Source organism: Pseudomonas sp. MH9.2 (assembly GCF_034353875.1).
Taxonomy (GTDB): Bacteria; Pseudomonadota; Gammaproteobacteria; order Pseudomonadales; family Pseudomonadaceae; genus Aquipseudomonas.
The window spans coordinates 2,987,904-2,999,492 of the sequence record NZ_CP133784.1 but is presented as its reverse complement, the minus strand read 5'-3'; the positions used below and the strand labels follow the sequence as shown (position 1 = coordinate 2,999,492).

12 protein-coding genes are annotated in these 11,589 nt (G+C 58.7%); 8 read left to right on the top strand and 4 right to left on the bottom strand.

Features of this window, described 5'->3' with window-relative positions; all coding sequences use genetic code 11:
• Positions 1-35: 35 nt before the first annotated feature.
• Positions 36-269, top strand: coding sequence for a DUF1127 domain-containing protein (locus RHM55_RS14140; RefSeq protein ID WP_322176991.1), 234 nt, complete (start codon positions 36-38; stop codon positions 267-269).
• A 14-nt stretch (positions 270-283) separates the two neighbouring features.
• On the opposite strand, the gene RHM55_RS14135 is transcribed toward RHM55_RS14140, so the two are convergent.
• Complete coding sequence (locus RHM55_RS14135; protein ID WP_322176990.1) at positions 284-1,597, bottom strand: FAD-binding oxidoreductase; 1,314 nt, start codon at positions 1,595-1,597, stop codon at positions 284-286.
• A 149-nt stretch (positions 1,598-1,746) separates the two neighbouring features.
• On the opposite strand from RHM55_RS14135, the gene RHM55_RS14130 reads away from it, so the two are divergent.
• A complete protein-coding gene (locus RHM55_RS14130; RefSeq protein WP_219063041.1) occupies positions 1,747-2,100 on the top strand; it encodes a YkgJ family cysteine cluster protein in 354 nt (117 codons plus the stop codon).
• A 3-nt stretch (positions 2,101-2,103) separates the two neighbouring features.
• On the opposite strand, the gene dadR is transcribed toward RHM55_RS14130, so the two are convergent.
• A complete protein-coding gene (dadR, locus tag RHM55_RS14125; protein ID WP_219063040.1) occupies positions 2,104-2,592 on the bottom strand; it encodes a transcriptional regulator DadR in 489 nt (162 codons plus the stop codon).
• A gap of 156 nt (positions 2,593-2,748) precedes the next feature.
• On the opposite strand from dadR, the gene dadA reads away from it, so the two are divergent.
• The 6 genes from dadA to RHM55_RS14095 all read left to right on the top strand — a co-directional run bounded on the left by dadA (position 2,749) and on the right by RHM55_RS14095 (position 8,919).
• Positions 2,749-4,050 (top strand): D-amino acid dehydrogenase, encoded by a 1,302-nt coding sequence (dadA, locus tag RHM55_RS14120; RefSeq protein ID WP_219063039.1) that lies wholly within the window; start codon positions 2,749-2,751, stop codon positions 4,048-4,050.
• Positions 4,022-4,375: a RidA family protein gene (locus tag RHM55_RS14115; protein WP_219063038.1), complete on the top strand. Its 354-nt coding sequence runs from the start codon at positions 4,022-4,024 to the stop codon at positions 4,373-4,375. Before dadA ends, RHM55_RS14115 begins: the two co-directional genes overlap by 29 nt.
• A 78-nt stretch (positions 4,376-4,453) precedes the next feature.
• On the top strand, positions 4,454-5,527 hold the full coding sequence (alr, locus tag RHM55_RS14110; protein ID WP_322176989.1) for an alanine racemase: 1,074 nt from the start codon (positions 4,454-4,456) through the stop codon (positions 5,525-5,527).
• A 160-nt stretch (positions 5,528-5,687) separates the two neighbouring features.
• Complete coding sequence (locus tag RHM55_RS14105) at positions 5,688-6,236, top strand: cupin domain-containing protein (RefSeq protein WP_219063036.1); 549 nt, start codon at positions 5,688-5,690, stop codon at positions 6,234-6,236.
• A gap of 189 nt (positions 6,237-6,425) precedes the next feature.
• Complete coding sequence (locus RHM55_RS14100; protein WP_322176988.1) at positions 6,426-6,854, top strand: c-type cytochrome; 429 nt, start codon at positions 6,426-6,428, stop codon at positions 6,852-6,854.
• A 133-nt stretch (positions 6,855-6,987) separates the two neighbouring features.
• Entirely contained in the window at positions 6,988-8,919 is a 1,932-nt protein-coding gene (locus tag RHM55_RS14095; RefSeq protein ID WP_322176987.1) for an acetyl-CoA hydrolase/transferase C-terminal domain-containing protein, read from the top strand.
• A gap of 20 nt (positions 8,920-8,939) precedes the next feature.
• On the opposite strand, the gene RHM55_RS14090 is transcribed toward RHM55_RS14095, so the two are convergent.
• Positions 8,940-9,512 carry a xanthine phosphoribosyltransferase gene (locus RHM55_RS14090; RefSeq protein WP_219063034.1) on the bottom strand — a complete coding sequence of 191 codons (573 nt, stop codon included), beginning with the start codon at positions 9,510-9,512 and terminating at the stop codon, positions 8,940-8,942.
• 44 nt (positions 9,513-9,556) lie between these two features.
• Complete coding sequence (gene rep / locus RHM55_RS14085; protein ID WP_322176986.1) at positions 9,557-11,566, bottom strand: DNA helicase Rep; 2,010 nt, start codon at positions 11,564-11,566, stop codon at positions 9,557-9,559.
• Positions 11,567-11,589: the final 23 nt, after the last annotated feature.

Below are 11,589 nucleotides of genomic sequence, written 5' to 3'. Positions count from 1 at the left end.
GAAATCACACGAACGCGTGATGGAGGGATCAGGAAATGAACGGGTTGAGCGATGTACGGCTGATGCTGCATAGCCAGGAGCTGCATGAGGGGCGAGCGCCTTGCGTGCAGACGGGCTGCCCACCGGGGCTAAGCCGGTGGGGCGTGTTCCGCCATCGCTGGGTGACCCGCAAAGCGCTGCTTGATCTGGATGCCAATCAGTTGCGCGACGTTGGCATCAGCCTGGAGCAGGCCCGAGCCGAGGGCCTGAAGCCGTTCTGGAGAGGTTGAACCAAGCCTGGCGGTCAGCGCAGCGCTTTCAGCCGATGCCAGAGCATGCCCAGCGCCAGCAGCGGGGAGCGCAGGTGTTTGCCGCCAGGGAAGGTCATGTGCGGCACCTTGGCAAACAACTCGAAGCCGCTGCTGTGTTGCCCGCTGATGGCTTCTGCCAACAGCTTGCCGGCCAGGTGCGTGGCATTCACCCCGTGCCCGGAATAGGCTTGGGCGTAAAACACGTTGGGCTGGTCCTTGAGCCTGCCGATCTGCGGCAGGCGGTTGGCACCGATGCCGATCATGCCGCCCCATTGATAGTCGATCCTGGTCCCGGCCAGTTGTGGAAAGACCTCCAGCATTTTCGGCTGCATGTAGGCCGCGATGTCCTGCGGGTCGCGCCCCGAGTAATGACACGCACCGCCGAACAACAGACGTCGGTCTGCGGAAAGCCGGTAATAATCCACCGTCACCCGTTGGTCGCAGACGGCCATGTTCTGTGGCAGCAACTCATGGGCCTGCGCCTCGCTGAGCGACTCGGTGGCGATGATGTAGCTGCCAGCGGGCAGCACTTTGCCGCTGAGTTCCGGGTTCAGATCATTCAGGTAGGCATTGCAGCCCAGCACCAGCGTATTGGCGCGCACCGAACCTTGAGTGGTGTGCACGCGCGCGCGCGGGCCGTACTCGATTCGCGTCACCGCTGAGTGCTCGAAAATCTGTACGCCCAGCGAGCGAGCGGCGGCGGCTTCGCCCAATGCCAGGTTCAGCGGGTGCAGATGGCCCGAGCCCATGTCGATCATGCCGCCGACGTAGCGGTCCGAGCCGACCACACTGTGCATCTCGTTCGCGTGCAGCAGGCGCAGTTCATGGCGATAGCCCAAGCTGCGCAATTCGTCTGCATCTTCGGCTAAGCCGTCGAGATCGCGCGGCTTGTTGGCGAGGTCGCAGTAGCCCCATGTCAGGTCGCAGTCGATCTGGTAGCGGGCGACGCGCTGGCGCACGATTTCCACCGCCTCCAGGCCCATGAGTTTCATCTGGCGCACGCCGTCGCTGCCAATCACGTTGTTGAACTGATCGAGGCCATGGCCGACGCCGCGAATAAGTTGCCCGCCATTGCGCCCGCTGGCACCCCAGCCGATTTTCCGCGCTTCCAGCAACGCCACGCTCAAGCCACGTTCTGCCAGTTCGATGGCCGTGTTCAGCCCGGAAAAGCCACCGCCGACTACGCACACATCGACGCTCAACTCGCCTGCCAGCGGCGGATGATCCGGTTGCGGATGGCTGCTGGCGGCGTAATAGGAAGCGGCATGCTGGTCGTTGGCGAGCGGTTGCTGAACGCGAGCGTTCATGAGGTTTATCCTGGTTTTTGTGTTTTGAAAATGTCATGCAGCATAGACGTGAGCTGCGCCGCCCAGCAAGGTTCGGTCGGGCGGCGCTGTCACCCGGGGCTCAAGTGAGGCAAAATTACGCCCTAGTCTTTCTTTCGGTAAACGCCTCGATGAGCTGCAACAGCCAGAAAATCCGCTTTCTTCGGCAGCAGATCCCGTCTTTCGAGTGCGTGCCCGGCTGCCACGACTGCTGCGGTCCGGTCACCACCTCATCTGAAGAGATGGCGCGCTTGCCGCGCAAAACCGCCGCAGAGCAAGAGGCGGCGATGGATGAGCTGAACTGTGTGCACCTGGGGCCAAATGGCTGCACGGTGTATGAAGAGCGTCCGCTGATCTGCCGGTTGTTCGGCACCACTCCGACCCTGCCATGCCCCAATGGCCGTCGGCCGGTTGAGATGATCCATCCCAAGGCGGAAAAGCAGATCCACGAATACATCGCGACTACGCGACAGGTGTTGGTGTAGAGGTCACTCCGGAATCGGCAAATTCAAACTCTCTTTCACTTCTTCCATGACGATGTAGCTCTTGGATTCGCGCACATGCGGCAGTTTGAGCAGGATATCGCCGAGTAGTTTGCGGTACGAAGCCATCTCTGAAATCCGCGCTTTCACCAGGTAATCGAAGTCACCGGACACTAGGTGGCACTCCAGCACGTGCGGCAGTTTGAGCACGGCGCGGCGGAACTCTTCGAAGGTGTCGCCGGACTTGTAGTCCAGGCTGATCTCGACGAACACCAGCAGGCTGGCCTTGAGGCTTTGCGGATTGAGTCGGGCGTTGTAGCCCATGATGATCCCTTCGCGCTCAAGCCTGCGGACCCTCTCAGTACAGGGCGTAGTCGACAATCCCACCCTTTCTCCCAGCTCGGTAAATGAGATCCGCCCGTCCGCCTGAAGGATGCGCAGGATGTTGCGGTCAATCTTGTCCAACTCACGTTTTGACTGGTGCTGGGTGCGCATGGGTAAACCCCCTCTACTAAAGCCATTTTTGCCGAGAATTCTCGCCAAATATAGGTGTTTATATAGTGAAAAGCACTGGTCATTGCTTTTTATACTGCGCATATCTTGGCTCTGTACAACAAACGTCAGCGGATATCCGCGATTGAGGGATTTAACATGCGAGTTCTGGTCCTTGGCAGTGGCGTGATCGGTACGGCCAGCGCCTATTATCTGGCCCGAGCTGGATTCGAGGTGACCGTGGTCGACCGTCAACCTGCGGCCGCGATGGAAACCAGTTTCGCCAACGCCGGCCAGGTTTCGCCAGGCTATGCATCGCCATGGGCCGCGCCTGGCGTCCCGCTCAAGGCGATCAAATGGTTGTTGCAGCGTCATGCCCCGTTGGCGATCAAAGCCACCGCAGACATTGATCAGTACCTGTGGATGGCGCAAATGCTGCGTAACTGCACGGCCAGCCGGTATGCGGTGAACAAAGAGCGCATGGTGCGTTTGTCCGAGTACAGCCGCGATTGCCTCGATGAGTTGCGTGCCGAAACCGGTATCGCGTACGAAGGCCGCAGCTTGGGCACCACTCAATTGTTCCGTACTCAGGAACAATTGGATAATGCCGCCAAGGACATCGCTGTTCTGCAGCAGTCTGGCGTGCCTTACGAACTGCTTGATCGCGCGGGCATCGCCCGGGTCGAGCCGGCGTTGGCCAACGTGACTAATATTTTGGCCGGTGCGTTGCGTCTGCCGAACGACCAGACGGGCGATTGCCAGTTGTTCACCACCCGCCTGGCGGAAATGGCGGTCAAGTTGGGCGTCGAGTTCCGTTTCGGTCAGTCCATCGAGCGCCTCGACTACGCAGGTGATCGCATCAATGGCGTGTGGATCGACGGCAAGCTGGAAACCGCTGATCGCTACGTGCTGGCGCTGGGTAGCTATTCACCGCAGTTGCTCAAGCCGTTGGGCATTCGCGCACCGATCTACCCACTCAAGGGTTACTCCCTGACTGTGCCAATCACCAATCCGGCCATGGCCCCGACGTCGACTATTCTCGACGAGACCTACAAGGTCGCCATTACCCGTTTCGACAACCGCATTCGTGTGGGCGGTATGGCCGAGATCGCCGGGTTCGACTTATCGCTCAATCCACGTCGGCGCGAAACACTGGAGATGATCGTCGGCGACCTTTATCCTCAGGGCGGTGATTTGACGGAGGCCACTTTCTGGACCGGCCTGCGCCCAACCACACCGGACGGCACCCCGATTGTCGGCGCCACGCCATTCCGCAACCTGTTCCTGAATACCGGTCACGGCACACTTGGCTGGACAATGGCGTGCGGTTCAGGCCGTTTGCTGGCCGACTTGATGGCCTTTAAAACACCACAGATCAGTGCCGAAGGCCTTGATATTTCTCGCTACGGTAAAACCCAGGAGATCGTAAAACATGGCAATCCTGCGCCAGCTCACCAATGATCGTATGAGTCAGCTCGTTGTCCACAACAGCACCGTGTACCTGTCCGGGCAAGTGGGTGATGACATGGCTGCCGGGATCGAGCAGCAAACCCGGGAGACGCTGGCCAACATCGAGCGTCTGCTGGACTTGGCCGGTACCGACAAGACCCGGATTCTGTCGGTGACCATCTACCTGAAAGACATCGACGCGGATTTCGCCGGCATGAACAGCGTCTGGGATAAATGGCTGCCAAAAGGCGTTGCTCCAGCCCGGGCAACGGTCGAGTCGAAGCTGTGCGAACCGGAAATCCTGGTTGAGCTGTCGGTCGTTGCGGCATTGCCTTAATCTGCAAGAACCTTCGCCTGATGCCTGTTAATGGGTGTCGGGCTTTTTTATTCTCATAACGCCTAGAAGCCTGCCGCCATGCGTCCTGCCCGCGCCTTGATCGATCTCCAAGCCCTGCGTCACAACTACCAATTGGCCCGTGAAACCGCTGGCGCCAAAGCGCTTGCGGTCGTCAAGGCCGATGCCTACGGTCATGGGGCGGTGCGGTGCGCGCAAGCTCTGGAAGCCGAGGCCGACGGGTTCGCCGTGGCCTGCATCGAAGAAGCGCTGGAACTCCGTGAGGCGGGGATTGGCGGGCCGATTTTGCTGCTTGAAGGTTTTTTCGAGGCGAGCGAGCTGGCACTGATCGTCGAGCATGACCTCTGGTTCGTGGTGCATTCGCTTTGGCAACTCGACGCCATCGAGCAAGCGAGCATCAGCAAGCCGCTGAACGTCTGGCTCAAACTGGACTCGGGCATGCACCGTGTCGGCTTGCACCCCGCCGATTACCACGCGGCTTACAAGCGCCTGTTGAGCAGCGGAAAAGTGGCAAAAATCGTCTTGATGAGCCATTTTGCCCGCGCTGATGAATTGGATTGCTCGCGGAGTGACGAGCAGGTGGCGGTCTTCAACGCGGCCCGTCAGGGATTGTCCGCAGAGGTCAGTTTGCGCAACTCTCCTGCGGTCATGGGCTGGCCGAAGGTCCCTAGTGACTGGGTCCGCCCCGGCATCATGCTATACGGCGCCACGCCTTTTGATCAGCCACAGAGCGTGGCTGAGCGCTTGCAGCCGGTGATGACACTGGAGTCGAAAGTAATTTGCGTGCGCGAGTTGCCGGCGGGCGAACCGATTGGGTATGGCGGTGGTTTCATCACGGATCGCTCGATGCGTGTCGGAGTGGTGGCCATGGGGTACGCCGATGGTTATCCCCGTCAGGCACCGACCGGCACTCCGGTCTCGATTGACGGCCAGCCGAGCCGGTTGCTGGGTCGGGTGTCGATGGACATGCTGTGCGTGGACTTGACCGATTTGCCACGCGCCGGGCTGGGTAGCCAGGTCGAGTTATGGGGCAAAAACGTGCTGGCCAGCGATGTTGCCGCGCACGCCGGTACAATCCCTTACCAGATATTTTGTAACCTGCGCCGCGTGCCAAGGCTCTATTCCGGAGTCTGACAGACGGCTGTCGGCAGCTGTCGGCAGAATTGCAGCCTCCATGAATAAGCCGCTAGTCCTTTTGCGAACACGTTACGGGTCGAAGTGTTGTAAATACTGAACGCTGTTGCCATCATACCGTTCATAACGACCATAACTGATCAATAGGAGGACTCCCGCATTGGACGTCGGTGAACGACTGCAATCCATTCGAAAGCTTAAAGGTCTCTCCCAGCGTGAACTCGCCAAGCGAGCGGGCGTGACCAACAGCACCATTTCCATGATCGAGAAAAACAGCGTCAGCCCCTCGATCAGTTCCCTGAGAAAGGTGCTCGGCGGTATTCCGATGTCCATGGTTGAGTTCTTTTCGGAAGAGTTGGAGCAAGAAAATCTGACTCAAGTGGTTTATAAAGCCAGTGAGTTGATCGACATTTCGGACGGCGCCGTCACCATGAAGCTGGTCGGTAAGGCCCATCCAGGCCGGGCGATCACATTTCTCAATGAGATCTATCCTCCGGGTTCCGATACCGGGGATGCAATGCTCGTTCATGAAGGCGAAGAAACCGGAACCCTGCTCGAAGGTCGGCTGGAACTGGTGGTTGGCGTTGAGACGTTCATCCTCGAAGCCGGCGACAGTTACTACTTTGAGAGTACCAAGCCACACCGTTTTCGTAATCCGTTCGATGTGCCTGCGCGGCTGATCAGCGCGGCAACACCCGCGAATTTTTGATTGAATGCTTCATTTACAGGCGCCGCGTCTCAGAAATGAGAGCACAAGGTGCCTATTTGCAGGGCCTGACAGCTGGTAAATACCCCTGCGACTATAGGGTTGTTTCAGAGTGGCGGGCTAACCGGTATACTTCCGCCCGCCCGCAAAACCGTGGCCGCGGGCGTGACTAGCCACCATGAGGGTGTACGCGTGAACCTAATTAATAAAATGCTGGCAGTTCAAGCTGCCGTATTGGTCTTTTGGGCTGTCGGTGCTCAGGCCACGACAAGTGACGATCTGGCCAAGCGGCTTGATCCAGTGGGTCAAGTATGTGTGCAGGGTAAAGAGTGCGCCGGTATGGACGTCGCAGCTTCGGCTGGCGGCGCGGGTGGTGCCAAATCCGCTGATGAGATCATCGCAGGCCATTGCAATGCATGTCACGGCACCGGTTTGCTGGGTTCGCCGAAAATCGGTGACGCGGCTGACTGGGGCAACCGTGCCAAAACGCAGGGCGGTCTTGAAGGCATTCTTGCTAAAGCCATCACCGGGATCAACTCGATGCCGCCAAAAGGCACTTGCGCAGATTGCTCTGATGCAGAGCTGAAAAGCGCGATTCAGAAAATGTCCGGTCTGAAGTAATTCAGCCTGTGACAAAAACAGCCGACTTCGTGTCGGCTTTTTTGTGGGCGAATGATTCGAAGTCCTGTCCTTTGCAGCAAACACCCGGCAAGCTCGGTCCAACCTGAAATCAAGGATGTGCCAGGAGGGTGAGATGACGCAGTCGTGTTCCATTGAACAAGCAGTCGATCAAGTACTGGCGCAGTTGCCTGCGCACATTCACATGGGCCTGCAGCTGGGGCTGGGCAAGCCCAACCGCTTCGTTAACGCGTTGTATGCGCGGGTCAAAGGCCTGCCGCAACGACAGCTGACGATCTACACCGCCCTCTGTCTCGGGCGCCCGCCGCTGGGTGAGGGTTTGCAGGCGCGTTTTCTTGAGCCCTTCGTCGCACGGGTGTTCGGTGATTACCCCGAACTGGATTTCCTTGAGGACCTGCGGCGCGACAGCCTGCCGCCGAATATTCGTGTCGAGCAGTTCTTTATGCAGCCCGGCAGCCTGCTCAACAGCCACGCGGCGCAGCAGGATTATGTCAGCAGTAATTACAGTCATGCTGCGCGTGACATCAACGCCAATGGCCTTAATCTGGTGGCGCAGTTGATCGCTCATGATCCGCAACGTCCGGGTCGCGTGAGCCTGAGTTGCAACTCGGACATCACTCTTGATTTGCTGCCGATGATCGCCAAACGCCGTGCGGCCGGTGAAACAATCCTGTTGCTCGGCCAGATCCATGCAGACTTGCCATACATGCTCGGCGACTCGGAGCTCAGTACTGACGTCTTTGATCTGATGCTCGACGAGGAAGAACACAGCACCCTGTTCTCTACCCCGAACATGCCGGTCGGGTTTCAGGACCATTTCATTGGCCTGCACGCCAGTACCCTAGTGCGCGACGGCGGCACCTTGCAAATCGGCATTGGCTCGATGGGCGATGCGCTGACAGCGGCGCTTTTGGCGCGGCAAGCGGATAACGCCACTTACCGCGCGCTGCTCGCGGATCTGGACGCGACCACGTCATGGCAGGCGTTGATCGAGCGCGAAGGCGGGGTGCAGCCGTTTGCTCAGGGGCTGTACGGTTGCAGCGAAATGTTCGTGAACGGTTTATTGGTGCTGGTGGACGCCGGCATCGTGCGGCGTAAGGTTTACTCCGACGCGGCCCTGCAACGGCAGGCCAACGATGGCACGCTCGACGAGTCGGCCCATGCCGAAGGCGTCGTGGTCCACGCGGGTTTTTTCCTGGGGCCTCGCAGTTTTTATCAACGCTTGCGCGAGTTTTCACTGGCTCAGCGTGAGCGCTTCAACATGACCGCCATCAGCTACATCAACGAGCTGTACGGCAATGAAGAGCTCAAGCGCTTGCAACGGCGCGACGCACGATTCATCAACAGCGCGTTTAAAGTGACGCTGTTGGGCGCCGCTGTGGCCGATCAACTGGAAGACGGCCGAGTGTTGAGCGGGGTGGGTGGCCAATACAATTTTGTCGCTCAGGCGCATGCACTGGAAGGGGCTCGCTCACTGTTGATGCTGCGTAGCTGGCGCGAGTCGGGCGGGGAGGTCAGTTCCAATATCGTTTGGGAGTACGGTCACGTCACGATTCCGAGGCACCTGCGGGACATTATTGTCACCGAATACGGGATTGCCGATCTGCGTGGCAAAACCGACGCCAAGGTGATCGAGGCGCTGCTGAATATCAGTGACTCACGCTTCCAGGAAGGCTTGATCGAGCAGGCGCAAAAGATCGGCAAATTGCCCCGCGACTTCCGCCTCGATCCGCGCTTTAGCGAAAACACCCCCGAACGTTTGCAGGCGTTGCAAGCGCGTTATGTGCAGTTGTTCCCGGAGTATCCGCTGGGTTGTGATTTCAGCGTGGAAGAGCGGGACCTGCTGCGAGCCTTGAACTGGCTGAAAAGCAAACTCAAGCTCACCGAGATTCTGCAATTGGGCAAAGCCACCCTCGACGCACCGGAGCCGACAGCCTTCCCGGCGCAGCTTGAACGCATGCGGCTTTTGCAGCCGCAGGGGCTGCTTGAAGAGCTGTATCAGCGGTTGGTGCTGGCCGGGTTGCAGGCGACTGCTCCCAGCGCCTGAAGCACCGCCTTCGCCAACAATCAATCGAGAAAAGTCACCACCCCACCCTCCAGCGATTTCACCCGGGCGAGGGATTCGACGCGATAGCCCTGAGCGTCGAGTTCGGCACGCCCGCCCTGGAATGATTTCTCGATCACAATGCCCAGCCCTGCAACACTGGCACCGGCTTGTTTAATGATCGAAATTAGCGCCTGCGAGGCCCTGCCGTTGGCCAAAAAATCATCAATGATCAGGACGCGGTCGCTGCTGGTCAGGTGCCGAGGCGAAATGGCGACGGTGCTTTCGACTTGCTTGGTGAACGAATACACGGTCGCCGACAGCAGGTTTTCGGTCAGGGTCAGCGATTGGTGTTTGCGCGCAAAGATCACCGGCACGCCCAGTTTCAGGCCGGTCATGATCGCGGGGGCAATGCCCGAGGCCTCGATGGTGACGATCTTGGTGATGCCCGAGTCTGCGAACAGCGTGGCGAATTCGTTGCCAATCAGCTGCATCAAGGCCGGGTCGATCTGGTGATTAAGAAACGCGTCGACCTTTAACACCTGGTCGGAAAGGACGATGCCCTCTTCGCGAATTTTCTTGTGCAGTGCTTCCACGGTGATTCCTCGGGCAGCGCACATGTGCGCAATAAATAATCAATTCAGCGTTTGAGCATGGCCCGAATATCGGCCAGTGCCGTGTTACCGCGAACGGCTTTCACTTCTACCGGTGTGTCGTCGTTGCCTTCCCAGGCGAGGTCGTCCGGCGGCAGTTCATCGAGAAAGCGGCTGGGTGCGCAATCGATGATCTCGCCATATTGCTTGCGCTTGGCGGCAAAGGTGAAGGCCAGTGTTTCCCGCGCGCGGGTAATCCCGACATACGCCAGGCGGCGCTCTTCCTCGATCGTGTCGGCTTCGATACTGGAGCGGTGCGGGAGGATTTCTTCCTCCATTCCCATGATGAACACATAGGGGAATTCCAGGCCTTTGGAGGCATGCAGGGTCATCATTTGCACGCCTTCGGCGCCGTCTTCTTCTTCCTGCTGACGCTCGAGCATGTCGCGCAAGACCAGCTTGCCGATGGCTTCTTCGATGGTCATTTTGCCGTCGTCGTCTTTCTCCAGTGTGTTCTTCAGCGCTTCGATCAAGAACCAGACGTTCGCCATCCGGTAGTCGGCGGCTTTTTCACTGGAGCTGTTCTGTCGCAGCCAGTTTTCGTAGTCGATGTCCATGACCATGCTGCGTAGCGCGGCGATGGGGTCGTTTTGCGAGCATTGCTGGCGCACGCCATCCATCCAGCGTTTGAAGCGTTGCAGGCGGTCGGTGTAGCGGCTGTCCAGATGCTCGCCCAGGCCGATTTCATCGGTGGCGGCGTACATCGATATCTTGCGCTCGGTGGAGTAATTGCCGAGCTTTTCCAGGGTGGTCGAGCCTATTTCACGACGCGGCACGTTGATCACGCGCAAGAAGGCGTTGTCGTCGTCCGGGTTCACCAGCAGGCGGAAGTAGGCCATCAGGTCTTTCACTTCCTGACGGCCGAAGAAGCTATTGCCACCCGACAGGCGGTAGGGGATCTGGTGGTGTTGCAGCTTCAGCTCGATCAGCTTGGCCTGATAGTTACCGCGATAGAGAATCGCGAAGTCACTGTAGGGCCGGTCGGTGCGCAAGTGCAGGGTGAGGAGTTCCACCGCGACGCGTTCGGCTTCGGCGTCTTCGTTGCGGCAGCGGATGACACGGACTTCATCGCCGTGACCCATATCACTCCACAGCTGCTTTTCGAAGGCGTGGGGGTTGTTCGAGATCAGCACGTTGGCGCAGCGCAGGATACGGCTGGTGGAGCGATAGTTCTGCTCGAGCATCACCACTTTGAGCGACGGATAGTCATCCTTGAGCAGCATCAGGTTTTCCGGGCGCGCACCACGCCAGGCATAGATCGACTGGTCATCGTCGCCCACCACGGTGAACTGATTGCGCATACCGATCAGCAACTTTACCAGCAGGTACTGACTGGCGTTGGTGTCCTGATATTCATCCACCAACAGGTAGCGAACCTTGTTTTGCCACTTCTCCAGGATGTCGGCATGTTCCTGGAACAGCTTCACGGGCATCAGGATCAAATCGTCGAAATCCACCGCGTTGTAGGCTTTGAGCGTGCGCTGGTAGTGGGTATAGACAATGGCGGCGGTCTGTTCCTTGGGGTTGCGCGCGTTTTCCAGGGCCTCGGGCGGCAGGATCAGGTCGTTTTTCCACGAGCCGATCATGTTTTTGATTTCGTCGACGCCGTCATCGCCCGAATATTCTTTTTGCATGATGTCGGTCATCAGGGCTTTCACGTCGGTCTCGTCGAAAATCGAGAACCCTGGTTTATAGCCCAGTCGCGCATGTTCCTTGCGGATGATGTTCAGGCCCAGGTTGTGGAAGGTCGACACCGTCAAGCCACGCCCCTCGCCACCCTTGAGCAGGGTGCCTACGCGCTCTTTCATTTCCCGCGCGGCCTTGTTGGTAAAGGTCATGGCGACGATATGTTGCGCGCGAAAGCCGCAGTTCTGGATCAGGTGCGCGATCTTGCGGGTGATCACGCTGGTCTTGCCGGAGCCGGCACCGGCGAGCACCAAAAGAGGGCCGCCGACGTAGTTCACGGCTTCTTGTTGCCGAGGATTGAGTCGGGACATGACAGAAAAAGGGTCGCTTGCGA